At 47.8% G+C, this 23,419-nt stretch carries 24 protein-coding genes and 1 riboswitch; of the genes, 17 read left to right on the forward strand and 7 right to left on the reverse strand.

Going from position 1 to position 23,419, the window contains the following annotated elements:
* The first annotated feature begins 171 nt into the window (after positions 1–171).
* The 7 genes from B9D94_RS03965 (at position 172) to B9D94_RS03995 (ending at position 7,723) form a co-directional block, all read left to right on the forward strand.
* Positions 172–1,146 (forward strand): COX15/CtaA family protein, encoded by a 975-nt coding sequence (locus B9D94_RS03965; protein WP_040681048.1) that lies wholly within the window; start codon positions 172–174, stop codon positions 1,144–1,146.
* A gap of 121 nt (positions 1,147–1,267) precedes the next feature.
* The gene (locus B9D94_RS03970) at positions 1,268–3,037 is read left to right on the forward strand and encodes a UbiD family decarboxylase (RefSeq protein ID WP_148246486.1); all 1,770 of its coding nucleotides are present in this window, start codon (positions 1,268–1,270) and stop codon (positions 3,035–3,037) included.
* Between the two features lie 46 nt (positions 3,038–3,083).
* Positions 3,084–3,803 carry a Cthe_2314 family HEPN domain-containing protein gene (locus tag B9D94_RS03975; RefSeq protein WP_148246487.1) on the forward strand — a complete coding sequence of 240 codons (720 nt, stop codon included), beginning with the start codon at positions 3,084–3,086 and terminating at the stop codon, positions 3,801–3,803.
* 121 nt (positions 3,804–3,924) lie between these two features.
* Positions 3,925–4,071: riboswitch (SAM riboswitch) on the forward strand.
* Between the two features lie 106 nt (positions 4,072–4,177).
* The gene (locus B9D94_RS03980; RefSeq protein WP_006212613.1) at positions 4,178–5,194 is read left to right on the forward strand and encodes a methionine ABC transporter ATP-binding protein; all 1,017 of its coding nucleotides are present in this window, start codon (positions 4,178–4,180) and stop codon (positions 5,192–5,194) included.
* A complete protein-coding gene (locus B9D94_RS03985; protein ID WP_063477744.1) occupies positions 5,194–5,862 on the forward strand; it encodes a methionine ABC transporter permease in 669 nt (222 codons plus the stop codon). The genes B9D94_RS03980 and B9D94_RS03985 overlap by 1 nt, the downstream gene beginning before the upstream one ends.
* A 66-nt stretch (positions 5,863–5,928) precedes the next feature.
* On the forward strand, positions 5,929–6,771 hold the full coding sequence (locus tag B9D94_RS03990) for a MetQ/NlpA family ABC transporter substrate-binding protein (RefSeq protein ID WP_036644711.1): 843 nt from the start codon (positions 5,929–5,931) through the stop codon (positions 6,769–6,771).
* A gap of 178 nt (positions 6,772–6,949) precedes the next feature.
* The gene (locus tag B9D94_RS03995; protein WP_148246488.1) at positions 6,950–7,723 is read left to right on the forward strand and encodes an SDR family oxidoreductase; all 774 of its coding nucleotides are present in this window, start codon (positions 6,950–6,952) and stop codon (positions 7,721–7,723) included.
* Between the two features lie 75 nt (positions 7,724–7,798).
* Here the strand turns inward: B9D94_RS03995 and B9D94_RS04000 are convergent, their stop codons facing one another.
* Positions 7,799–8,044, reverse strand: a complete 246-nt coding sequence (locus B9D94_RS04000) for a NifU family protein (protein ID WP_006212609.1) — start codon at positions 8,042–8,044, stop codon at positions 7,799–7,801.
* Between the two features lie 82 nt (positions 8,045–8,126).
* Between B9D94_RS04000 and B9D94_RS04005 the strand changes: the two genes are divergently transcribed.
* Entirely contained in the window at positions 8,127–8,372 is a 246-nt protein-coding gene (locus B9D94_RS04005; RefSeq protein WP_148246489.1) for a YuzB family protein, read from the forward strand.
* A gap of 38 nt (positions 8,373–8,410) precedes the next feature.
* On the opposite strand, the gene B9D94_RS04010 is transcribed toward B9D94_RS04005, so the two are convergent.
* Together B9D94_RS04010 and mqnE are read right to left on the reverse strand one after the other, a co-directional pair.
* Entirely contained in the window at positions 8,411–9,469 is a 1,059-nt protein-coding gene (locus B9D94_RS04010) for an NAD(P)/FAD-dependent oxidoreductase (RefSeq protein WP_006212608.1), read from the reverse strand.
* Positions 9,470–9,623: 154 nt separating this feature from the next.
* On the reverse strand, positions 9,624–10,730 hold the full coding sequence (gene mqnE, locus B9D94_RS04015; protein ID WP_006212607.1) for an aminofutalosine synthase MqnE: 1,107 nt from the start codon (positions 10,728–10,730) through the stop codon (positions 9,624–9,626).
* Positions 10,731–11,121: 391 nt separating this feature from the next.
* Here mqnE and B9D94_RS04020 point away from each other — a divergent pair, with 391 nt between their 5' ends.
* Both B9D94_RS04020 and B9D94_RS04030 read left to right on the forward strand, forming a co-directional pair.
* Positions 11,122–11,481 carry a HesB/IscA family protein gene (locus B9D94_RS04020; protein WP_006212606.1) on the forward strand — a complete coding sequence of 120 codons (360 nt, stop codon included), beginning with the start codon at positions 11,122–11,124 and terminating at the stop codon, positions 11,479–11,481.
* Between the two features lie 401 nt (positions 11,482–11,882).
* Positions 11,883–12,620 carry a hypothetical protein gene (locus B9D94_RS04030; RefSeq protein ID WP_036644701.1) on the forward strand — a complete coding sequence of 246 codons (738 nt, stop codon included), beginning with the start codon at positions 11,883–11,885 and terminating at the stop codon, positions 12,618–12,620.
* Positions 12,621–14,351: 1,731 nt separating this feature from the next.
* On the opposite strand, the gene B9D94_RS04040 is transcribed toward B9D94_RS04030, so the two are convergent.
* Complete coding sequence (locus B9D94_RS04040; protein ID WP_006212602.1) at positions 14,352–14,561, reverse strand: hypothetical protein; 210 nt, start codon at positions 14,559–14,561, stop codon at positions 14,352–14,354.
* 223 nt (positions 14,562–14,784) lie between these two features.
* On the opposite strand from B9D94_RS04040, the gene B9D94_RS04045 reads away from it, so the two are divergent.
* Positions 14,785–15,447, forward strand: coding sequence for a YheC/YheD family protein (locus tag B9D94_RS04045; protein WP_036644697.1), 663 nt, complete (start codon positions 14,785–14,787; stop codon positions 15,445–15,447).
* A 298-nt stretch (positions 15,448–15,745) separates the two neighbouring features.
* Positions 15,746–15,889, forward strand: a complete 144-nt coding sequence (locus B9D94_RS04050) for a sporulation histidine kinase inhibitor Sda (protein WP_006212600.1) — start codon at positions 15,746–15,748, stop codon at positions 15,887–15,889.
* Positions 15,890–16,083: 194 nt separating this feature from the next.
* Here the strand turns inward: B9D94_RS04050 and B9D94_RS04055 are convergent, their stop codons facing one another.
* Entirely contained in the window at positions 16,084–17,085 is a 1,002-nt protein-coding gene (locus tag B9D94_RS04055; protein WP_148246491.1) for an NAD(P)/FAD-dependent oxidoreductase, read from the reverse strand.
* Between the two features lie 478 nt (positions 17,086–17,563).
* On the opposite strand from B9D94_RS04055, the gene B9D94_RS04060 reads away from it, so the two are divergent.
* The gene (locus B9D94_RS04060) at positions 17,564–18,757 is read left to right on the forward strand and encodes an NAD(P)/FAD-dependent oxidoreductase (RefSeq protein WP_006212599.1); all 1,194 of its coding nucleotides are present in this window, start codon (positions 17,564–17,566) and stop codon (positions 18,755–18,757) included.
* The gene (locus B9D94_RS04065; RefSeq protein WP_063477738.1) at positions 18,758–19,021 is read left to right on the forward strand and encodes a hypothetical protein; all 264 of its coding nucleotides are present in this window, start codon (positions 18,758–18,760) and stop codon (positions 19,019–19,021) included.
* 69 nt (positions 19,022–19,090) lie between these two features.
* Here B9D94_RS04065 and hemQ read toward each other — a convergent pair whose 3' ends face one another.
* Positions 19,091–19,840: a hydrogen peroxide-dependent heme synthase gene (gene hemQ, locus B9D94_RS04070; RefSeq protein ID WP_006212597.1), complete on the reverse strand. Its 750-nt coding sequence runs from the start codon at positions 19,838–19,840 to the stop codon at positions 19,091–19,093.
* A 250-nt stretch (positions 19,841–20,090) separates the two neighbouring features.
* Here hemQ and B9D94_RS04075 point away from each other — a divergent pair, with 250 nt between their 5' ends.
* The 3 genes from B9D94_RS04075 (at position 20,091) to dnaI (ending at position 23,080) form a co-directional block, all read left to right on the forward strand.
* Entirely contained in the window at positions 20,091–20,390 is a 300-nt protein-coding gene (locus B9D94_RS04075) for a YuiB family protein (protein WP_036644784.1), read from the forward strand.
* A 198-nt stretch (positions 20,391–20,588) separates the two neighbouring features.
* Positions 20,589–22,094 (forward strand): replication initiation and membrane attachment family protein, encoded by a 1,506-nt coding sequence (locus tag B9D94_RS04080; RefSeq protein WP_036644694.1) that lies wholly within the window; start codon positions 20,589–20,591, stop codon positions 22,092–22,094.
* A gap of 32 nt (positions 22,095–22,126) precedes the next feature.
* Positions 22,127–23,080, forward strand: a complete 954-nt coding sequence (gene dnaI, locus B9D94_RS04085) for a primosomal protein DnaI (RefSeq protein ID WP_006212595.1) — start codon at positions 22,127–22,129, stop codon at positions 23,078–23,080.
* 124 nt (positions 23,081–23,204) lie between these two features.
* Here the strand turns inward: dnaI and B9D94_RS04090 are convergent, their stop codons facing one another.
* Positions 23,205–23,360, reverse strand: a complete 156-nt coding sequence (locus B9D94_RS04090; protein ID WP_006212594.1) for a hypothetical protein — start codon at positions 23,358–23,360, stop codon at positions 23,205–23,207.
* Positions 23,361–23,419: the final 59 nt, after the last annotated feature.

Genomic DNA, 23,419 nt, shown 5'->3' on the forward strand with positions numbered 1-23,419 from the left:
GGTTGAAGAGCCAAGCGTGTCCAAGAATGATTTTCTCATTTTTGAACATTTTGTCACAATCGCTCAAGTGACCGTAGCTCCAGAATCAGGTATAATGAAATGTGGACTGTGTTCGATGCGATCCTGTAAAGGTTCCAGATAGTTAATGATTACGAGCAGCAGGTGAGATGAGTGAATGATAAACAATTAAAATGGTTGAGTTACATAACATGCATCGTTATGTTCTGTGCGACTTTTGGAGGCATGGTTGTAACGAAGACGGGCTCGGGACTCGGTTGTGGCCAAGAGTGGCCGCTGTGCAACGGGAAATTTGTTCCCGCTTACACGGTTTCCTCCATGATCGAATACTCGCACCGGGCAGTTAGCGGAATGGCGGGTTTGGCAGCTCTGGCCTCGCTTATCGCGTTCTGGAGATATAAGCGGGACCGGCGGGATCTGATGGCTTACGTCATTGGCACCTCGGTGTTTGTTGTGGTACAGGCTATTATGGGAGCCTTTGCCGTGGTCAAGCCCCAGTCGGCAGCAATCATGGCGCTGCATTTTGGATTCTCGCTGATTGCGTTTGCCAGCTCGGTTATGCTGGCTCTTGGCATGCGGCGGGTAGAACAGGCCAAGGAATCCGTTGATCGGGAGCGGCTGCCGCGGGTAACCAAAGGGTTCCGTAATTTGGTGTGGGGAACCACGTTGTACAGCTACGTCGTTGTTTATATCGGTGCATTCGTCAGCCATACCGATTCGCGGGAAGGCTGTTCGGGATGGCCGCTGTGTAACGGAGAAGTAATACCCGAGCTGACCGGTGGCGTGGGGATTGCCTTTATGCACCGCGTCGCAGCCCTTCTGCTGCTGATTGTGGTGGCTGTTATGGGGCACTTTGCTTATTGGCGTAACCGGAACAATAGGGAGATACAGATGCTAGGGATTTCGGCAGCAGTGCTCTGTCTGCTGCAGGTGTTCAGCGGTGCCCTCATCATGGCAACGATCCATAATGAGGAGGTTTATGTATTCTCCGCATTGGGGCATACACTGCTGATCTCGGCGCTGTTCGGCGTACTTTGTTATTTAAGCGTGAGAGCATGGCAGCTAGGCAAGCCGCTTGAAGCGAAATTGCAGCGGGACCAAGGTATTCCCCGCGAGAAGATTGTGTAAGTAGTAAAGGCTCATGCCTGAGCCTGATCAGATCGAAATTTTTAATAACATAGATGTACGCAAAGTCCCCGGGCCAGCAATGCAGTTCGAGGGCTTTGTTGTATAGGAAGGAGGGGAGTCGTTGATCGTTCATAATCTTCGCCAGTGGCTCGAAACGCTACGCAAGGAGAATGATCTTGCTGTCATTGATACCCCGGTAGATCCGTATTTGGAGCTGGCCGAGATTCATCGGCGCGTGATTGATGAGGGAGGGCCGGCCTTGCTCTTCACTAATGTGAAAGGCACGCCCTTCCCTGTGGCTACGAATTTGTTCGGCACGCCGCGCAGAGTCGATATGGCCTTTGGGCCCAGGCCCGAGCAAATGATGAAATCGCTGATCGGTGCTGCGGAGACATTGCTTCCACCAACCTTTTCAGCGCTGTGGAATGAACGGGGGCTGCTTAAGGACATTTTAAAGGTAGGCATGAAATCAGTTCCGCAGCATGAAGCGCCTGTGATGGCAATAAAAGTGACGGAGAATCCGCTGAAGGATCTGCCGCGGCTGACCAGCTGGCAGGATGACGGCGGACCTTTTGTTACACTGCCGCTTGTATACACGGAGAGCCCATCCAAACCGAAGGATCATAATCTGGGCATGTACCGGCTTCAGATTTACGATGACAACAAGGCAGGTATACACTGGCAAATCCATAAAGGTGGCGGTTTCCATTATGCTGAAGCAGAGCAGCAGAATCAGGCGCTTCCGGTCTCAGTATTTGTAGGTGGACCCCCAGCTCTGATTGCCTCTGCGATTGCACCGGTTCCGGAGCATTTGCCGGAATTGCTCCTGGCCTCCCTCATTCTTGGCGGGAAATTGCCAATGACCGACAACCCGCTGGGAGGACATCGCATTCCGGCAGAGGCGGAATTTGCGATTAGCGGTGTGGTGCCACCGCATGAACGCCGTCTGGAAGGCCCTTTTGGGGACCACTACGGTTATTATTCCCTTGCCCATGATTTCCCGGTCCTGCATGTGAAGCATATGTGGCATCGCAAGGAGGCGATATATCCGGCTACTATCGTCGGTAAACCGCGGCAGGAGGACTATTACCTGGTTGAATTCCTCCAACGGCTGCTCTCCCCGGCATTCCCGATGGTTATGCCATCGGTACGCTCCTTGTGGACTTATGCGGAAACCGGCTTCCATGCCTTAACCGCAGCTGTCGTACGGGAGAGCTATTCCCGTGAGGCGTTTGTGTCCGCATTCCGAATTTTGGGCGAAGGGCAGTTGTCACTAACCAAAATGCTGCTCCTGACCAACCGTCCGCTCGATCTGTCCGATTTTCGTGAAACATTGGAAGCGGTATTGGAACGGTTTAATCCGGCATCAGATTTGTTTATATTTAATAAAACGTCCCATGATACCCTGGACTATACGGGGAATAAGCTCAATCATGGCAGTAAGGCCGTGCTCATGGGTATCGGTCGGCCAATTCGTGAGCTGCCGCGCAGTTATACCGAAGGTGAAATTCCGGGCATATCTCAAATGGCTCCATACTGTGGGGGTTGTCTGGTCGTTTCGGGGGCATCCTATGAGGACGATCCCGGACTGACCCAGCAAGTGATGGGGTATTTAAAAGCACGGGATACCGCATGGCCGTTGGTGATTGTGGTTGATGATGCCGAAGCGGCAGCGGCCACACAAACCTCATTCCTGTGGACGGTTTTCACCCGCTTCAATCCGGCAACGGATATTCATGCGGCAGCTGATATCCATCATCATCATCTATCCTATAAACTTCCGCTGGTTATTGATGCACGAATGAAACCGGGATATCCGGAGGAGCTGTCCCCGCGAGAAGATATCGTGCAGACGGTGGATGCTCGCTGGAGCGATTATTTTGGCAAATAGCAATTCATGAAAGAAGGTTAATCTGACGACGCGAGGGGGTACCGCCATGCTGCGAATGTTACTCGGGGAACAGCCCCGACACAACAATGGCTTGCTTGAGGAGGCCATCGAATCGATGGTCAAGACAACCCGGCTGCTGCAAAAGGAAATGGAGAAACATCAGGATCCAACGCATGATTTTCGCAAGCTTGAGATTTGGACCCGCGGATTGATTGTATCCCTTGATGAGCTGGAGCAGAGCTGGAATGCGGCCAAGCATTTCAGTCAATCGGTTAAATCGGGTTATATCGATGATATGTCAATTCAGGAGCAGGGCGAGTATCAAAGGTATGTGTATTTTTACAAAAACGGATTTATACGCGTATTCTCCATCCTTGACAAGCTGGGTACGGTGCTTAATGAGCTGTATGATCTCCACACCTCGAAGGTTAAGGCTCATTTCTCCTATTTTACGGCACTGCGGCAGTTCAAGTTTCTAAAGGCACACTGTGAGCTGGCGTCAGAGCTTGAGGCGATCAAGGAACGCTATAAAATACCGCTGAACACACTTCGGAAACGCCGCAACGCTGAGATCCACTATATGAATTCAGAGATGCAAGATGATCTGTGGCAGCGCCATCAGGGACTGTCGGATAAAATCGAGCTGGAGGATATCGACCAGCACCTCGAGGATCTTAAGCAGGGTGTGGATATGGTATGCCGAAGCTTGGCTGCCTCGTATCGATATACTAATCGGATCTGGGCGGAAAAAGGAGTGAAGGTTTAGGCACAAAATCGCCATGAAATTCCTTTTGACAAAAACCTGAAAAGAATCTATACTAACTATTGCATTCATTAAATGTTATTAAATCAGATCAAATTAATTGGAAAAATTTCATATCGATGTTTTCTTATCGAGAGAGGCGGAGGGACAGGCCCGATGAAGCCCGGCAACCGGCTCCAGCGTATATCGCGTAACGCGATGACGGATGGAGTGACATGGTGCTAATTCCTTCAAAGCTGCAGGATCATCCTATGGCTTTGACAGATGAGAAAAGGCGTTGACTTTTACGTAAAGAGAGCCCTTTTTGATTCTACAAAAAGAGGCTCTTTTATTTTGGGTAATAGATATGAGGCTATGGAAAAAGGAGGATTATCGGATTGATTGAGCTCAAGCAATTGACGAAGCAGTACGGAAAAGCCCGAACGCTAACCACAGCCTTGTCCGAATTGGATTTGTCGATTGAAAAAGGAGAAATCTTCGGTGTGATCGGACACTCCGGCGCAGGTAAAAGTACATTGATCCGTTGTATCAATTTGTTGGAACGTCCCACCTCCGGCGAGGTGTGGGTTAACGGTAAGAATTTGACACTGCTCGGCAAGAAGCAGCTTCAAGCAGAGCGTCGCAAAATCGGGATGATCTTTCAGCACTTTAACCTGCTGTCATCCGCAACGGTTTACGATAATATTGCCTTTCCGCTGCGGCTGATCAAGACGCCGAAGGCTGAGATGGAACGCAAAGTATCCGAGCTGTTGGCCTTGGTTGGCTTGGAGGCTCACCGGGACAAGTATCCGTCCCAGCTGTCAGGAGGACAAAAGCAGAGGGTCGGCATAGCCAGAGCGTTGGCAAGCGATCCGGAGGTTCTGCTGTGTGATGAGGCCACTTCAGCGCTGGATCCGCAGACCACGGATTCGATCCTGCGCCTGCTGCTGGATATTAATAAGAAATTTCATCTCACGATTGTGTTGATCACCCATGAGATGCATGTCATCCAGAGCATATGTGATCGGGTGGCCGTTATTCATCAGGGCGGCATTGTGGAGCAGGGGCCGGTGACGGAAGTGTTCCTGAAACCTAAACATGAGGTGACGCAGGAATTCATCCGTCAAGAATTGGACAGCGGAGAAGCGCTCCGGCTGGCCATGCAGGGTCAGGCGAACAGCTCTTCCCAAGCGGTGCAAATTACGTTCCTGGGATCGAAAACGTACGATTCCATTCTATCCCATACCGTTCATGAGACGGGCGTGAATTTTGCGATTCTGCAGGGCACGATCTCCACGATCAAGGAAACGCCGTATGGCCAGCTCATCGTACGCTTCGAAGGGGAAGAAAGAGCCATCGAAGAGACGATTCGGAAGCTGCTTCAACAAGGATTAGACGTGGAGGTGATTCATTAATGTTCGAGCTCGATTTTACCCAGATCGACTGGAAAGAAATCGGTACGGCAACATTGGATACCCTGCGAATGCTGGGGGCTTCGGCTTTGTTCAGCTTCATTATCGGGCTGCCGGTTGGCGTGCTGCTGTATATGGCTGCAAGATCCACATCGGGCTTGGTGCGCTTCGGATATTCGATCCTGTCGTTCATTGTGAACATCCTGCGTTCGGTTCCGTTCATCATCCTGATCGTTGCGATGATCCCGATTACGAAGTCGCTTGTGGGTGTATCGTACGGCGTCCTGGGAACCATTCCGCCGCTCGTTGTGGGGGCAGCACCGTTCTTCGCCAGACTGGTGGAGACGGCCCTGAATGAAGTGGACAAAGGCGTCATTGAAGCCGCTCATGCCATGGGCTCCTCGACAAGCCAAATCGTGTGGAGGGTGCTTCTTCCAGAGGCTCGTCCGGGTTTGCTGGCGGGCATGACCATCACGATTGTGACCCTGGTATCCTATACGGCGATGTCGGGTCAGGTCGGCGGCGGCGGTTTAGGGGATTTGGCCATCAAGTACGGCTATTACCGTTATGAGACGGAGATCATGATTCTGGCCGTTGTGTTAATGATTGTGCTGGTGCAGCTGCTGCAAATGGCAGGGGACCGCCTGGTACGGCATTTTACAAGAAAATAACGGGATTGGTAAAGCATCAAGGCAGACATTATATAGATAATACATTTTCGGAGGGAGAGTTTAAGAATGAAAAAATGGACATTGGCACTCATCAGTTTGACTTTGGTTACGGTGCTGGCTGCATGCGGCAGCAAGCCTGCGGATAACGCTTCGGAGCCAGGGGGAACAACGGGAGGCAGCGGTCAAGAGACCGTAACCTTGAAAGTAGGAGCTTCGCCTGCACCACATGCGAAAATTCTGGAGCATATCAAACCTGCGCTTGAAAAAGAGGGCGTGAACCTGGAAATCGTGGAGTTCACGGATTATGTTCTGCCGAATACGCAAGTAGATTCCAAAGAAATCGATGCAAATTTCTTTCAACACAAGCCTTACCTGGATAATGAAATCAAGGAACGCGGCTTGAGCTTGGAATCGGTGATTGCGGTACACGTTGAACCGCTGGGTGCTTACTCCAGAACGATTAAGTCTGCGGATGAGTTGAAGGATGGAGCCGTTGTAGCAATCCCTAGCGACCCATCGAACGCTGGTCGTGCATTGTCCCTGTTGTCCAAGAACGGCGTAATTAAGCTGCAGGATGAGACGAAGCTTGAAGCTACCGCCAAGGATATCGTGGAAAATCCGAAGAACCTGCAATTCAAGGAAGTTGAAGCCGCCATGCTGCCGCGTATGCTGGATGAGCTGGATCTGGCTGTCATCAACACGAACTATGCGCTTGAAGCGGGACTCGACCCAACGAAGGATGCTCTCTTTATCGAGGACAAAGAGAACCCTTATGCAAACTTGCTGGTAGCCCGTCCGGATAACAAGGATTCCGATGCCATTCAAAAATTGGCGAAGGCACTGACTTCCGAGGACGTGAAGACTTTTATTGAAGAAGAGTACAAAGGTGCCGTCATTCCGGCATTCTAATGGATCATAGCAGGTATCTGCTGTATCCATGAATAGAGGGGCATTATTCGAAAAGACCTGCGGGTCTATCGAGTAGGCCCCTTTTTTTGTTTACCTTAGTCGCTGCCCCCTACAAGTTGTGAGGCTGGATCAAATCTTTTATACTGAAGGAAGGATATCCATCTGAGGAGGGAAAGCCTTGAAGGGAAAAGTGGCGCTGGTTACAGGCAGTGCGACAGGTTTAGGAAAAATGACTGCTCTGTCGTTAGCGCGGCAGGGATGTAATATGGCTATAAATTATGTAAACAGCAAGGATGAGGCAGAAGCCCTTTCTCGTGAAATTGAAGGACTTGGCGTCAAGTCGATAGCGATTAAAGCTGATATCGCCAGCGAGTTGGAGCTGTATTCTCTGGTGGACCAAACGGAAGACCGTCTTGGCAGCGTCGATATCCTGGTGAATAACGCAGGCCCTTTCATTCGGGAGCGCCGCCTGTTCTCGGAGTACACCCGCGACGAAATTGTACATATGGTCAATGGCAACCTAACCGGTGTCATGCTGCTGGACCATCGCGTTCTACCTGCCATGCGTGCGAAAAAATGGGGCCGGATCATCCATTTCGGCTTCGGGCATGCCGGCGAAGCACGAGCGTGGCCTCAACGCGCAGCCTATGCGGCTGCCAAAGTGGGCCTTGTTTCGTTTACCAAGACGCTTGCGGTGGAGGAAGCGCCATATGGAATCACGGTCAATATGATCTGCCCTGGAGATATACGCGGTGCAAACAAGGAGAAGTCCATTGATGAGGTGTCAGGTATTCAGGATGGTCTGACACCGCGCGGACGATCGGGAAGCGGGGAGGACATCGCCAGAGTAATCGAATATTTATGTCTGGATCAATCGGATTTCATTACTGGTAATATCATGGACATTTCCGGCGGACTGGACCCGATCCGGCCGTTAATCAAACCGGAATAGGATCTCATTATATTCTCTCAAAAAAAGAGTCTTGGTTCCGTAAGGAAACCAAGACTCTTTATAGTTAAAGAAGATTTAGAATACTTGAACTACTTCTTGAATGCCTTCTACTTCTTCAACCAGGGCGCGTTCAATCCCTGCCTTCAAAGTAATGGTGGAGCTTGGGCAGCTGCCGCATGCACCCATCAATTTCAGCTTAACGATGCCGTCTTCAACGTCGACCAATTCCACGTCACCGCCGTCGCGCTGCAGGAACGGACGAAGTTTATCAAGCACTTCAGCCACTTCATCATATACAGTGGTTTGCGTGTTTTCACTCATCTTGTTCAACTCCTTTCCTCCCTATATTATAGTACATAAACCGGCAAATTAAAATGCCAATCTTAAGGCGGGTTGAATAACAATGTCCATCATGATTGAGTTTTGTACAAGTAATTCCTATTTCGGAACGGATAAAGTTTTACAACTTGAAGCCAGGTTTGATTGTCAAGTCATTGAATATGGCTGCCTGACAAGCTGCGGCCAGTGTTATTTGACGCCCTTCGTCTATGTTGATGGCGACTGGATGGAAGCCCCCACGGCTGAAGCGCTGCTTGAGGCCGTAGTGCGCAAGCTGGAGAGCCTAGAGCCCAATCAGGAGCAAGGCTGAGCTGCAGTTTTTCCATGAGCGACTCGTCATATTTCAGACTAGTAGTGGCGCTTGGATTTCCAGAGTACACCGCTCTTCAATATTCTTGGCACTCGGCCCATAACCGAAGTGCTGCCCATCAGGCCAAAGCCTGCATGCTTGCCAAGGGAACCCAGCGTTCCCTTCAGCTTCAGCGGAGATACCTTAGGCGTATCCTCACGCCAAACCGCTTTCAAGACATGTCCCACTTGCTCGGCTTGAGCTCCGGCCGCTTGGGCACTCGGGACGAACGGAAGGCTGGCGCAGTCGCCGATGACATACACTTCCGGATGGGAAGGAACCTGGTACCACTCGTTTAGCAGAATGCGCCCGCTGCGGTCTTTTGGCAGATCGAGATCCTGCACGACTTTTACAGGCTGGATGCCAGCCGTCCAAACAGCCAGATCGGTTGCGATGGGCACATCGAGATTGTACACGGCGTCCTTCTCAACCCTGGATACGGAAACGCCGCTGTGGATATCCACGTGATGCTCCTCAAACCAGCGTTGAATATAAGCAGACAAACGGTTAGGAAAAGAAGAAAGAACGCGTTGTCCCCGGTCCAGTATGGCGATATTAAGGTCAGGTCGGCTTTCACGAAGATCGGCAGCGAGTTCGATGCCGCTTAAGCCTCCGCCAATGATATGAACTTGACCGTAAGGTCGCAGGTTGTTCAGGTTCAAATAGGTTTCCCGGGATGCAGAGAAAGATTGCAGGCTGAACGTAAATTCCTCAGCGCCCGGTACTCCATGATAACGGTCCGTACATCCCAGGGCAATGGCGAGCTGATCGTACTCCACAGGATCGTTGTTTGTCAGGTTAACAAGCTTCTTCTCAAGGTCAACGGATGTAACTTCACCGTATAGAATATGGAGCCGATTATACACTGGAAATTTCACACGAACGGCGGTATCGGCCACGGTGCCTGCTGCCAGCGCGTAATATTCGGTTTTGAGTCCTTGATATGGCATGCGGTCGATGAGCACGACCTCCACGTCTGGAGGAAGATAGCCGCTGAATAATTCCTGAATTAAGGCAAGACCACCATAGCCTCCACCGAGAATGACGAGCTTTTTCATAAATTTCTTCCTTTCTCAAGAGATAAGAAGGTGAGTGGATGTTCGCAAGAAAAACGCCGCTAAAAGCGGCTTAGGGTACCCACGCTATATTATCTCTTTAACCTGTTTTCCGTTTTTTGGAACGTCTGCTTGTATTCATCGCTGCTGATAAGGGTTATTCGTAAACCTTGATCTCGTTGTAGAATGTGTCTCTTTCAACCGGAATGCGGCCAGCGCCTTTGATAAGCCACACAAGCTCTTTGCGTGTCAATCCCTCCGGTGTTAAAGCTCCTGCAGCATGGCTGATGCGTTCCTTCAGGATGGTACCATGCACATCGGAAGCGCCAAAGCTGAGCGCCACTTGAGTCAACTGTGCTCCGATATTAATGAAATAGGCCTTGATGTGGTCGATATTATCGAGCATCAAGCGGCTGATGGCAATGGTTTTGAGATCCTCGTAAGCCGAGTTCCGGCGCATAATGCCCGCATTTTTATTCTTAGGCTGCATGGACAGTGGAATAAATACCATGAATCCATTGGTTTCATCCTGCAGATCCCGGATTTGCAGCATATGGCGGATACGGTCCTCATGGCTCTCGATAGATCCGTACAACATGGTTGTATGGGTCTTCATACCAAGCTTGTGTGCAGTACGGTGAACATCGAGATACTGATCCACATTGGCTTTATCCACCTTCATCTTCTGACGGTATTGGTCCGATAAAATCTCGGCACCGCCGCCTGTCAAGGATTGCAGACCGGCCTTCTGCAGTTCCTGCAGCACTTCCTTCGTGCTAAGCCCGCTGATTCGGGTGAAGAACTCGATCTCTGCCGCGGTGTAGGCTTTCAGGGTCACTTCCGGGAAACGTTCGCTCAATGCCTTCAGGGAATCTACGTAGTACTGGAAAGGCACATGATTATTATGTCCGCCAACGATGTGGAATTCTCGAACTCCTGGATGAATATGCTGTTCCACATATTCAATCATCTCAGCACCGGATAGGGTATAGGAGCCTTCCTCGCCTTGATCCTTTCGGAAATTACAAAACGCACAGTGGGATTCGCATACATTCGTGAAATAGAGACTCATGTTCTCGATGAAGTATACTTTTTTCCCGTTCTTGCGCAGGTTTGCCTCATTAGCCAGCTGCCCGAGGGTCAGCAGGTCATCGGTTTGGTACAAATACACACCGTCTTCGAGATTCAGGCGTTCGCCGCTTCGGACTTTGGCAACGATTTCGGCCATTCTCTGATCGGTAAAGGGTGTTACAATCGTGGACATGTTCAATCCTCCTGTTCACACTTGATCTGTCTGAACATTCAGCAGCCAAGTGATCATAAAGTGGATCACTCCCCGTAGGGAACGGTCCGTCTATAATGGTATAACTGCTGCATCCATAATGGGCTGAATAATTAATGGAGTTTGTGAAAAAATATACAACTGTGGACCAGCCATAACCTTTGCCGCATTTAAGCCGGGGGATGTGACAATTATCCAACAGTTGCCGCCCATGTTCCTTCCCTATTATAAACCTGACCCCTCGGGGTAGCAATACAAATAGAGGAATTGAAAACAGGTAATTGTTCATATGGCAAAATGACCATCATAAGAACCTTGAGCGAATCCGCGAAGAGGAGTATACTTAAAGGGTGAACGAAAAGGAGGGTGACCTATGATAACAATCAGCGAAACGGCTGCAGAACGGTTGAAAGAAATGCTTGCTGAACAGGAAACGCCCAATATGTTCCTTCGATTGGGTGTCACTGCCGGCGGTTGCAGTGGTTTTTCATATGCAATGGGCTTTGATGACAGTGAAACGGAAGCAGACGTATATATGGACTTGCAGGATATGAAGGTGGTCGTTGAGAAGGACGACCTGAAATACCTGAACGGTCTTGAGATTGATTTTGAAGAATCCGGCATGACCGGAGGCTTCACCATTCACAACCCGAATGCTACGGTTACTTGCGGCTGCGGTTCGTCGTTCCGCACGCGAGAAGACGCAGGCAAACCGAGCGAGGAGCCTTGTTAAGAAGCGGGTTTTCAGCGTTGACGGTTCCGGATGTGCCTTGCGGAAGCATAGGCGCCATGATTGTGGATCACGGCCTTTATGACGGTAAATAACCGTTATGGAGGTCGTTTTTTATGTCTTTAAAAAAGCGCACGAAACGAATCAATATTGATAAGAGTTATTCGCAATTAACGTTTAAGCAAGCGCTCGACATGGCAATCAGCGAGAAGAAGGCGGAGGGTTTGCGTGATCGTACGATAAAGGATTATGAGAAGCATTACGGATACTTCGTTAAATGGCTACACGATTATATGAATATTCTATCAATAAAGAAAAATAATTTATTAGTATTTATAGACACATTTTATATACATATATTACTATATAAAGGTAATTAAATCTTGAAATGGGAAGGGGTAACAATGAAGAAAAGAAGGGTATTAAGTATTTTGTTTTCTCTGACACTAGTAGCTGGTTTATTTTCTGGAGTAGCGTCTGCAGAAGAAGAAAAAGAAAGTCCAAAGGCTGTTGTTAAGGAGACTATTCTGTCATCGGTAGAAAAGAATGAGAGTTTGAAGGTGACCATTCAACAACTTTCTGATGGAACACAGAGAAGGATTTTTAGTGGCTCAGGTAATGCTGCTGATAACCCAGTTCGATTAGACATTAAAGTGAACTCCGAGAATAATACATATAACGTTATCAGAACTGACCTGTCTAATGACCCCAAATACCAAAAAACGATTGAGCCTTTCGCTCCCTTGTGGAACAAGCAAATTAAGTTGTTAACAAAAGATCCCGCGAATTGGGATATTGTCTATACAAAAGCTCTGCTATACTGGTATTCACAGAATGGGTATCCTGCTTATAGTACTGGCGGATCTGCAACTTGGGCTGTTAAAAATTCTCCACTCAAAACTAATTGGTACGTTGATCTTGAACAATCATGGAGAAATGATAGGCAAGATGGCACTGCAGTAGGACAAGCAGCATATGGGAGTTTTCATAATTATGATTTTGGTGACCATAATAAAGGAACATGGGTTACTCACAATGTCTATGTTTGGGGAGAAAACAATGCTGGGTTTGACTATGATGCGATTCAGGACATAACTGGTGAAGGCGAACTATTGTTATGGAGTACAATCGAAATATATTAAGTGAAAATGACCGACTACCTACTATGGGTAGTCGGTTTCTTAAAGTTCATTAAGATAAAGCTAACAGATAACAACACGATTATAATCCACGTATATCTATATACTCCATTTCCCCCAGAGAAATAAAGAGCCACAGGTATCAACCAAACTATAGAAATTAGCATGAGTCCTCTTCTACGTGCTATGGCTGAAAAAACTGCCAAACAACCAGGGATAAATAACATAAAGAGTAAGATCGTAATAGTACCCCAATTCAACATTTCGGTAGGGTTGAAAAAACAAACGATAATATAAATCACAACGCTACACAATCCTCCGCAAACTCCTAGCAACTTATCAATAAACATTATCTTCCTCCCCTCTTGAGGTATAAGGACCTTCTTCCATTCTAATTGATATTATTTCACAGATCAGTATAAATTTATAATTTTTAATTTTCACTATTGTTCACTATACCTTTGCTTCGGCAAAGAATTACGTGTCCTGTATCTCTCATCCGATCCTTAGTTCGTGTAGTTTTAACGACTTATGATTATTAGGTTTCCCCTCGTTGTATGACTGAATCAACACTCCAATGCACATTTTTCTCCTAGATCGAAACATCGTTCCGTAAGCCGCCGGGATCAAGCAAATTATACTGCCTAACGAAGTATCTTGCTTGTTCTGATCGTTTCTCTTCCGGTTCTTGGATTGAGCACGTTTACGCAGCGTTACAAATAGTCGGAATATTGCGGTCCTAACGACACGGACGACATTAGCAGATTACGGTCGAAAATGAGCGGATCTACGGAAGGGCGATTTATACGTTGTGATTTATTGTGAGTTTGCGCAATTTTCCTGCCGCATGCCTCTGACGCGTGACCCCTCCGAAATCTCATAGTTTGTTTTTTCATGGATTCTCCCCCATTCTTATTGTTTAGGGTAAACATAAGCGTTTACACCATTAATATCATCTGGTTGAGGTTTAACTATTTTATTTCAATCTCTAAGCTGATTCATTAGTACATCGCCTGATCTGAGGTCACCTATATGCAATGCATGGCCCAATTCATGAGCGAATATACTCTGAGCAACATTCCAAAAATCCTTCCCTAGAGTTGTTTGATTAACTACTGCAGTTTGATTGATCCAAATCTGAAATTGAGAAGCTTGACCATGTCTATCTAAAAACTGTGGCGTGTAGCTTCCAAAAATTTGAGTATCGGATAAATTACCCATTATAACAGTATTATCAGCGTTAGCATCTCGGCTAATATACACTTTAGTAGAAGCCGCATTTCAAGAAGCCGCAGCGCTGATGAGGGCCGATTCATACTGTGAAGGTAAACCCTGGGGGGCAAACCTTATACTTGGTGACAAATACCCAGTTTTTAAAGATACGTAAGCGTATACACTTGAGGAGAACAATAATACTAACGAAATAATAGCTGTTAAGATTAATGACGTTTTCTTTTTTAACATTTTATACCTCCTGTGTTTTCAGTGGACTCTTTTTGAGGCAATTGTAATTGAGAAGGGTGATGAAACCATTACGGTAACATCCTATGAGAATAGGACCGCTGCAACGTTTCTCGTCGCAGCGGTCTTTTTTTGTGTAACACCTGCCGCTTCCTACATAATATATAGATGAAGAAGAAACTCAGGCCATAATTCAGAGGCACATAACAAAAAAATGCAGCCCGCCCGACATAGAGGTGGTAAGCTGCATTTTTTTATGTTCTCCTTAACCGATCATACGGGGAAGAAGAAGGTGTCGTTCAGCATCAGCACAATCATACCGGCTGCCACAAGCGAAAAGACGATACAGCCCGCTCCGAGTACCCGGCGCTTGTCTTTGATGAACTTGAAGCCCATGACAAAGATAAGAACGGTGATGGCTGCAAGGGCAACGGACATGCCGACAATGGCAATCCAGTACAATACTTCAAACAACTCTGCCAAGGTGACAAAGCCTCCTTTATCGTTATCCAAGCGTGATGGATTTATTACGGACAAAGCTCTTTTCTTACTATACGATAGATCACATCATTTGGAAAGGGAAGCCATCGCGACAACACCGGGTAGACAAATTATTAGGCATACTCTCACGGACAATCATCCAAGAAAAAGCGCGGATACGGGAATAGAATAACGTATGTCATGAATAAAAGGAGGCGAAAGCAGCATGGCGGGAAGACAGCTGGCCAGCAAGTGGCTAAAGACGGAGGCACTGCTGACCGATCCGCAGGTTGCTCCCTACATTCCGGCTACCGAGTCGTATGGAGGGGATACCCTGGTCTCAATGCTGGCGGAACACGAAATGGTCGTGATCAAGCCGATTGTAGGTACCGGTGGTAACGGAGTCATCCGAATACAGAAAGACGGGACGGGGTACCTGGTAACCCATAAGAGACGTACGGTTCATGCAGATACATTGAATTCCCTGTTGCAGGTACTGGGCAGAATGAAACTTAAACGGCGTTACATGATTCAGCAGGGCATTCATTTGGCTAAAATCCATGGGCGTCCACTGGATTACCGGGTGAAGGTGGTTAAGGAGAGAGGGAGATGGGAGTTCAGAGCAATGCTTGGGCGGCTCGCCAGCCCGGGGCTGTTTGTTACGAATATTTGCAAAGGGGGAACGCTGCTTCGGTGTCGCCACGCGCTTCGGTTGTCGCTGCCCCATATCAATGCAAGGGAAAAGCGAAATGAAATGCGTCGTGTAACCAGGCAGTGTATTTCAATAATGGAATCACGCTTTCCGGGAATCGGGGAACTGGGGTTTGATTATGGTCTGGACAACGAAGGGAAGATTTGGATTTTGGAAGTTAATACAAGACCAAGCTGATTTTTTGTTCGTTATTCCCCCTGATATTCGTTTATATGATTTTTTAATAGGGTAATTAAAAAATAACCACAAGTTTCCGATATAATAATTGATTATTTTTTTTTATAGTAGAGTTGTTCCAAATCCTGTGTATAACATTTATCCCCATAATCCACTTTGATATGACCCTGTTTTTTACACTTACCAACAAATTATACACAGGATTTCCACAGAAGGCTGTGGATAAGCGAACAGTTGTTCCGCTTTAGTATGTCTGATATGATAGATTCAGGAAATTTGAGGAAGGGGTGTGAGAGGGATGGCTATGTTGACGGATGAGATGCTTCTCGATTCCTATCATATGGCTGTTGAATTGAAGTTGGAGCGAGAGTTCATCACTCTACTATTAGCTGAAATTCATAAACGGAACTTGGACACCGATTCCGGCAGCATCCTGCATTAATCAGATTTTTCGTATATAGAGCAGATAACTTACGACATGATACGTATATAATGTGGGAGCTTTCAACCAAGTTCTACATAGGCTTTGACGAAATAGAAAAGGTATCTTCGATTCTGGGCCGGGCTTAAGCCCTTCGGAACGAAGATACCTTTTTTTCTATAATAACGTTCTATATGAAGTCGAAGTCATGTACCTTATAATTTCATGTTACTGCTGTGGCCCGGAGCGAGTCTGGCCTCAGGATCAAAGTATACCTTGGCGTTATTCACAGCGGTAGGCGCTTCACCAAATCCGACGGCGATCAGTTTAACCTTGCCCGGATAGGTGGTGATATCACCGGCCGCAAAAATTCCGGGAATACTGGTTTCCATGCGGGAATCCACAACGATGGAGTTGCTTTCAATCGCAATGCCCCATTCGGAGATTGGACCGAGGGAAGAGACAAATCCGAAGTTGACAATCACATCGTCCACTTCAATCTCCTGCGTTTCCTTGGTCTTGATATGGGAAAGGGTAACCTTGGTGATGGCTTCCTCACCAAACAATTCGGTGATTTCTGTTGGTGTAATGATGTTCACCTTGGATGCCAGCAGCTGCTCGACACTATGCTCGTGAGCACGGAACTTGTCGCGTCTGTGAACCAGGGTGACTTGCTCTGCAATGGGTTCGATCATGAGTGCCCAGTCCACAGCGGAATCGCCACCGCCGCTAATGAGAACCTTCTTGCCCTTGAAGCGGCTGAGATCGTTTACGAAATAATGAAGGTTGCTCTTCTCGTATTTCTCGGCACCTTCAACTTCCAGACGACGGGGTTGGAACGCACCTACACCTGCTGTGATAATCACGGCTTTGGCATGGTGTTCCCCCAGATCGGTTTTCACGACAAAATGACGTTCCTCGAGCTTTTCCACAGCCTGGACCTTTTCTTCAAGACGAATATCCGTTTGAAAGAGCTCCATTTGTGTGGACAGATTGTTCACAAGCTCCTGAGCGGTCACTTTCGGAAAGCCTGCTACGTCATAAATATATTTTTCCGGATACAGCGCAGCCAGTTGACCTCCGAGTTGAGGCATGCTCTCGATAAGTTTTACCGAAGCTTGGCGCATTCCGCCGTAAAAAGCGGCAAACATGCCGGCAGGTCCGCCACCGATAATCAAAAGATCCGTCATGTTGTTGTCTTGTGGCATCGTTGTCATGCGGTAAGCACCTCCATAAAATGAGATTATATTCGAATCAGACAGACGTTCTTGCCTGGATTAAGCTGATTCATGAATTCCTTACCTATTATAATCGCCCCGAACCAGCATGAAAAGACGAGAATTGAGCTAAAATACCTAACATTGGAATGTTTGCGCTTACTTAGTATGTCAGGGTATAAAAGGTGGATAAATTTGCATATTAAATGGCAAAAAAAATCTTGATATTTGCATGGTTTATGCATATGATTAACGTGATAACTTGTGTTCATTACAGGGTTGCAATATATTTTGATAATAGTAGCAACTGTACGGAAACCGCAGAATGACAGCTGTTTTTGAACAAAAATGGATAATCAGGTCAAATGATGAAACGGGCTCTGATAAGGGCTCTTCTCTTTTTTTGGGTGTAATTCACAGAATGTTAACATGTGTACCATACTGTATATATAAAGAGTAAGCTGGAAGGAGCAGTAGAATGAGCAGCATACCGAAGATCGTAATCCTTGGCGCGGGTTACGGGGGCATATTGACAGCGCAGCGGCTGCAAAAAGAGCTGAATTATAATGAGGCCGATGTTACATTGGTGAATCGCCATGATTATCATTATATTACAACGCATTTGCATATGCCGGCAGCAGGAACAGACAGCATTGAGAACACCCGGGTATCCATTTCGAAGCTGATTGACGAGTTTAAAATCGATCTGGTCAAATCCTCGGTGCAGGAGATCCGTCTTCACGACAAGAAGGTGATTCTTGAAGATGGCACTTTATCTTACGACTACCTAGTCATCGGGCTTGGAGGGGAACCGGAAACCTTTGGTATTCCAGGGCTCGCCGAGCATGCGATGACCATCCGAAGCATCAACTCGGTCCGATTGATTCGTGAGCATATTGAGTATCAATTTGCTTTATATAAGAATGAGCGCAGACCGCAAGAGCGCATTAACTTTGTTGTGGGCGGGGCAGGTTTCAGCGGCATCGAGTTTGTAGCCGAGCTGGCGGACCGCATTCCGAGATTGTGCAAGGAATATGATGTCGATCCGACACTGGTGAATATCTATAACGTAGAAGCCGCGCCAGCTGCCCTTCCGGGATTTGCACCGGAGCTGGTGGAGTACGCCATGAACGTTCTTGAGAAGAAGGGCGTAACCTTCAAAATGGGCATTGCCATCAAGGAATGCCTGCCGGGCGGCGTCGTGCTGAACAACGGCGAAGAGATCAGAGCGGCAACGGTGGTATGGACCGGCGGTATCCGCGGCAATCGCTTGGTTGAAGCAGCAGGCTTCGAAACGATGAGAGGCCGCGTGAAGGTCGATGAATATCTGCGTGCTCCCGGGTATGAGAATATTTATATTATCGGCGATAACTCCCTGATTTTTAATGAGGAAGGCCGTCCTTATCCGCCGACCGCCCAGATGGCGATGCAGCAGGGTGTATGCTGCGCCCAGAATATCGTTGCGGCAATTCGGGACAAGTCGATGCGCAAGTTCGAGTTCAGTAATAAAGGCACGGTAGCCTCCCTCGGCCGAGGTGAAGGCATTGCTGTTGTCGGGGATAAGAAATATCAGGGCTGGAAAGCGGCTCAGCTGAAAAAATTGGTTGATCTCCGCTACCTCTTTATTATCGGGGGGATTCCGCTCGTCCTGAAAAAAGGTAGGTTTCTGTAAATGAGACACTGCAGCGTTCAAGTACGGGGGCTGCTCACAAGAGATGAGCTGGATCGTTACAACGCCTTAATGGAGGTTGGCTCCTATCTGGAGTCGCAAGATCAATACGATCTTGCGTATACGATTCAGCAGGAAGTCGACATTCTTATTCTTCCTGCCATCGAGCGGCTAAAGGATAAAGGACGTGCCCGCGACCGGGCGACAGCGGAATATCTTGAAACCTTGCGCAAGCAAGAACAAGATGAGGAAAACGATAATGAATGAAGAAGGGATGCTCTCCTGAATTAGAGAGCATCCCTTTTTTTGTACATGTTATCTATGTGTTAGAAGGAGTTATACCTTCATCAAATCGGTAAATGAAGCCTGGTCAAGCAGGTTGCCGACATAGAAAGGACCGAACTCGCCAAAACGTGCACTCACTTCGTCAAATCTCATTTCATACACGAGTTTTTTGAACTGAAGGGCTTCATCGCTGAACAGCGTTACGCCCCATTCCCAATCGTCGAGTCCAACAGAACCGGTAATGATTTGTTTTACTTTGCCTGCGTAGCCGCGGCCAATCATCCCATGGCTCTTCATCATGGATTTACGGTCATCCATGCTCAGCATGTACCAGTTGTCCGACAAGTCTCGTTTTTTGTTCATCGGATAGAAGCAAATATGCTTCGATTTAGGCAGGGCTGGCTTCAGACGAGCGATAACATGCGGATTCTGCATCGGATCCTCATCGGAAGAGCCGGCCAGATAGTTGCTCAGCTCAACAATGCTTACATAGGAATAAGCCTTGGTGGTGAACTGCGCAAACGTCGTTTTGTTAAAGGCATTCTCTATCGCGTTTAGATCTTCTAGCGTCTCGCGCAAATGCATGAATACAAAATCGGCTTTCTGGCCGACGATCGTATATACAGCGGTGCTGCCTTGCTTAGCGGCTTCGATGGCATCCCATTCCTGAAGGAACGCATTCAGCTCGTCCAGCGCAAAAGCGCGTACTTCTTCATCTGCAGCTTTCCAGGCCGGCCAATTGATGGTACGGAAATCATGCAGCGCATACCAGCCCTCCAGCGTCATTGCAGCTTCGTTCATGTAATCACTCCTAAACGTTATGTTCGTTATCATTGAAGCGGATAACCGCTTGCATTAACTCCCTTCATTGTACTGTAAGCGTGGTCGGAAGGGCAAACGATGACACAATGTATTCACGATTGTTCGTTGATCTGTGACATGATTTTTAGTAAACTAGCTATTAGCTAAAGCTTGGTGTGCTGTTTCTTGCTGCAATATTGTAGAATAGCTGCTATGCGTAGGTGATAAAGAAGAGGTGAAAACAGCGATCATGCTTCAATTTATTCCTGTGCTCGTGCTGATGATTTTGTTTTTTGTCATGATGTTCGGTATCGGTTTTATCCTGAATATGTTGATGAAAACGACTTGGTTTCCATGCTTTTTGTTTGTGATTGTTATCTTGCCAGTCGTTGTATACAGCTTGTGGGATCGGGGCCAAATGTCGTTCTGGACTCACGTCGGATCATTCCAACTGGTTGATTACTTAACGGGGGTTGCAGGTCTGATCGGTGCTTATTTGAGCGGATGGACCATTAAGACATTGCGTATTAAAGGCTTTAGAATGTTTTAGTGCGCTTGGCGCAAATTGAATGTAGTGTTAATGGCGGCTCTTCAATACCCGGGGGCCGTCATTTATTATTTGTGGAACCATGCAAAGCTTGGATACGCGAATTCCATAATTTTTGATGCGAAAGAACCGACTTCTGATCTTCGGATTTATGATAGAATAGAGGAAGTCTATTTTTGGGCGACAGGGGGAGCATAAACGATGCGCATGACTAATTTTTTACATTTTACCGAGAACCACCGTTACTGCGTATACCGTGACTTCTGTTTAAGCGGCCTGGATGACAAAATGCTTGGTTCGATTTATCAACCGATGGTTGGTGCGTTTGCGGTCAGTCTGTACCGTCTTCTCGTTTCCCATGTACCGGTGGAGAAGGTGGGTTATTCGGCCATTGAACAGCAGCGACGATTATTCCTGACTCTGGGACTTGATCCTAGTGAAAAAGGACGCCGTTATCTCATTGAACAAACCTCCAAGCTTGAAGCGGTAGGGTTACTGCAGACAAGCCGGATGTTCGTCCCGGAAACGGATGACCATGTATATGAATATGAGCTGCAGGCGCCGCTCAGTCCGGCGGAGTTCTTCAACACACAGCATCTGACACTGCTGCTTCGGGACAAGGTGGGGAAATTTGCCGTCCTGTCGCTAAGGGAAGAGCTGTGGAGCAAGGAGCCTCTTGAATGGTCCGGTATTTCCTTAAACAAGGAGAACATTTCGGTTCCCTTTTATGATATTTTTGAGTTGAACACGCACGTTATTGATTATGAGCTGGAGCAAGCGCTGGAGGAGGTCGCGGTGTCGCGTAAGTCCATCCTGCCGCCGAATCCGCAAGGGGATGGCCTGAATTATGCCGACATCATTCTTCGCTTCCCGCGTGAATCCCGCAATCGGGTCTTTGTGGAGCGGCTCCGCTATGATCACGAGCAAATGGGCATTGTGAATTACGTTGTGCGCAAATACGATCTGAGCACGCAGGACTTGTGCCGGCTGCTGGATGAGGACGGCATATTTACCGAGCATGGCGAGGTCGTGCTGGATGATCTGCAGCACAAGGCCAGCCTTCACTTCCGTCAAGGAATGAAGATGCAGGAGAAGCGGCAGATTACGGCAGGCAAAGTGATCGCTCTCCATCAGGAGATGACAGCCGATCCGGACGAGCCCGTACAGGAGCATGCGGTACAGACGGAATTTTATGTGGAGGTTCCAGCCCAGTTCCAATCGAAATGTGATATACACCAATATAATATGATGCTTCGCAACGAACCCTATACCCGGCTGCTGCAGACGTTCTTTCCAGGCTCCGTTCCTGCACAGTTCCTGGATATCTTTGAAAAGATTGATCTGAGCTACAAACTGCCGGGTGAAGTCATCAACGTGCTCATTCATTATTTAATGTCGCTTATTGCCGCAGGCGGCGAGCAGCGGATCAACCGCAATTTTGTGGAAGCGATCGCTTCCAACATGCTGCTGAAGCAGGTTAACAGCTACGAGAAAGCTGTTCAATATATACGTGATCAAGCCAAGATGAAAGGCAAACAGAAGGCAACCACGCAACGTACGCGTACATACGCTAAGGGCGGGAAGGTGAAGCCGGAAATCCCGGTGGCGCTGGAGTCCGATCAGGGCGAGGCCGTATCGGATGAGGAGTTCGAAGAAATGATGCGATTTGCAGCAGAAATGCAAGCTGGCAATAAGAAGGGCGGGTAATGAGATACCGCTCATGAGAGGAGGAAAAAGAGATGGAGTCCCTTGGTGAACTGCTAGAGAGTATGAAAAGTCCTGCGCTTCGGCGCAGAACCGAGCAGATTACGGAGGATTTACTCAAGAATCCTCTGATACAAGCATTGCGGAGCGAATTCCCGGAAATCGATGATCGGGTCATACGCTTAAATTTAAGTAAACTGTATCAATATGCGGGGGACCAGGCCCATTGCCAGTCGTGTCCGGGGCTGGACCGCTGTCCAAATGATTTCCAGGGGCATATCAGCAAGCTGGATATTCAGCGGGTGAATGGAACGGTAGAAATTTATGAGCGGAAGGCTCCTTGTTCCTTGCAGATTGCAAAGACCAGCGAGGACCAGATCAAGAAACGGATTCGCAGCTTTTATGTGGATGAGCATGCCTTGAACGAAGGTTATAACAATATGGAGATTATGGCAAAGGACCGTTTGCGGGCACCTGCGGTTCATCAGGTCTTTAAATATATCCGGGATACCAAGGAGAACGGCTTGTCTCCGCGAGGACTGTATCTTACCGGTTCGTTTGGCACCGGGAAGACCTATCTGATGGGGTATTTGATGCATGAGCTCGCGAAGGTGGGCCACTCGGGCGTCATTGTGTACATGCCTGATTTCGTGGAGGATCTGAAAACCATGATGCAGGATGGACAGAAGCTGAAGGAAATGGTGGAGACCATGAAGCATTGCGATCTGCTAATCTTTGACGACATTGGTGCGGAGAACTTGAATCCGTGGGTTCGGGATCATGTCCTTGGTTCCATCCTGAATTTCCGGATGAACCGGCTGCCGACCTTCTATACGTCAAACTATCCGCTCGACGGACTTGAGCAGCATCTCAGCTTCACAAGCAAGGACGGCGAAGAAGCCCATAAGGGGCAGCGGTTGATGAACCGGATTGCGCCTTTTGTGGATGTGGTCCACTTATTCGGCGAGAACCAGCGAGGTAAATTTTAGATCGATTGCGGCGGTCACATCTTTATCATGAACAAACTTCCCGGAAATCGTAAAAAGTCTGATCCCGTTAGCGTACAGAACGCGGCGGGATCAGACTTTTTAATGCTGCACAAGGAATCATCAATTAGCCGACCAGGAACTTGATAATAACGAATCCGAAAAAGATGATGGTCATGAAACCGAACATCCCCACGAAGCCCATCATCAAATCGCCAAAGTCATTGCGTGGTTCTTCATTGATGTGCTCCCGTGGATCGTTAACGCGTACGTTTACATCCATGGTGCTTGCCTCCTCAAAAGGTGAACATGTCGTGTGAACACGAAAACTTGACAGTCACC

It is taken from the genome of Paenibacillus sp. Cedars (genome assembly GCF_003184205.1).
GTDB classification, from domain to species: Bacteria; Bacillota; Bacilli; order Paenibacillales; family Paenibacillaceae; genus Paenibacillus_AQ; species Paenibacillus_AQ glucanolyticus.

Excerpts from the sequence above, each read along its gene's own strand:
- B9D94_RS03975 (WP_148246487.1), top strand. The coding sequence starts at position 3,084 with ATGCTGCGAATGTTACTCGGGGAACAGCCCCGACACAACAATGGCTTG.
- B9D94_RS03985 (WP_063477744.1), top strand. The coding sequence starts at position 5,194 with ATGTTCGAGCTCGATTTTACCCAGATCGACTGGAAAGAAATCGGTACG.
- B9D94_RS03990 (WP_036644711.1), top strand. The coding sequence starts at position 5,929 with ATGAAAAAATGGACATTGGCACTCATCAGTTTGACTTTGGTTACGGTG.
- B9D94_RS04000 (WP_006212609.1), bottom strand. The coding sequence starts at position 8,044 with ATGAGTGAAAACACGCAAACCACTGTATATGATGAAGTGGCTGAAGTG.
- B9D94_RS04005 (WP_148246489.1), top strand. The coding sequence starts at position 8,127 with ATGTCCATCATGATTGAGTTTTGTACAAGTAATTCCTATTTCGGAACG.
- B9D94_RS04010 (WP_006212608.1), bottom strand. The coding sequence starts at position 9,469 with ATGAAAAAGCTCGTCATTCTCGGTGGAGGCTATGGTGGTCTTGCCTTA.
- mqnE (WP_006212607.1), bottom strand. The coding sequence starts at position 10,730 with ATGTCCACGATTGTAACACCCTTTACCGATCAGAGAATGGCCGAAATC.
- B9D94_RS04020 (WP_006212606.1), top strand. The coding sequence starts at position 11,122 with ATGATAACAATCAGCGAAACGGCTGCAGAACGGTTGAAAGAAATGCTT.
- B9D94_RS04030 (WP_036644701.1), top strand. The coding sequence starts at position 11,883 with ATGAAGAAAAGAAGGGTATTAAGTATTTTGTTTTCTCTGACACTAGTA.
- B9D94_RS04045 (WP_036644697.1), top strand. The coding sequence starts at position 14,785 with ATGGCGGGAAGACAGCTGGCCAGCAAGTGGCTAAAGACGGAGGCACTG.
- B9D94_RS04050 (WP_006212600.1), top strand. The coding sequence starts at position 15,746 with ATGGCTATGTTGACGGATGAGATGCTTCTCGATTCCTATCATATGGCT.
- B9D94_RS04055 (WP_148246491.1), bottom strand. The coding sequence starts at position 17,085 with ATGACAACGATGCCACAAGACAACAACATGACGGATCTTTTGATTATC.
- B9D94_RS04060 (WP_006212599.1), top strand. The coding sequence starts at position 17,564 with ATGAGCAGCATACCGAAGATCGTAATCCTTGGCGCGGGTTACGGGGGC.
- B9D94_RS04065 (WP_063477738.1), top strand. The coding sequence starts at position 18,758 with ATGAGACACTGCAGCGTTCAAGTACGGGGGCTGCTCACAAGAGATGAG.
- hemQ (WP_006212597.1), bottom strand. The coding sequence starts at position 19,840 with ATGAACGAAGCTGCAATGACGCTGGAGGGCTGGTATGCGCTGCATGAT.
- B9D94_RS04075 (WP_036644784.1), top strand. The coding sequence starts at position 20,091 with ATGCTTCAATTTATTCCTGTGCTCGTGCTGATGATTTTGTTTTTTGTC.
- B9D94_RS04080 (WP_036644694.1), top strand. The coding sequence starts at position 20,589 with ATGCGCATGACTAATTTTTTACATTTTACCGAGAACCACCGTTACTGC.
- dnaI (WP_006212595.1), top strand. The coding sequence starts at position 22,127 with ATGGAGTCCCTTGGTGAACTGCTAGAGAGTATGAAAAGTCCTGCGCTT.
- B9D94_RS04090 (WP_006212594.1), bottom strand. The coding sequence starts at position 23,360 with ATGGATGTAAACGTACGCGTTAACGATCCACGGGAGCACATCAATGAA.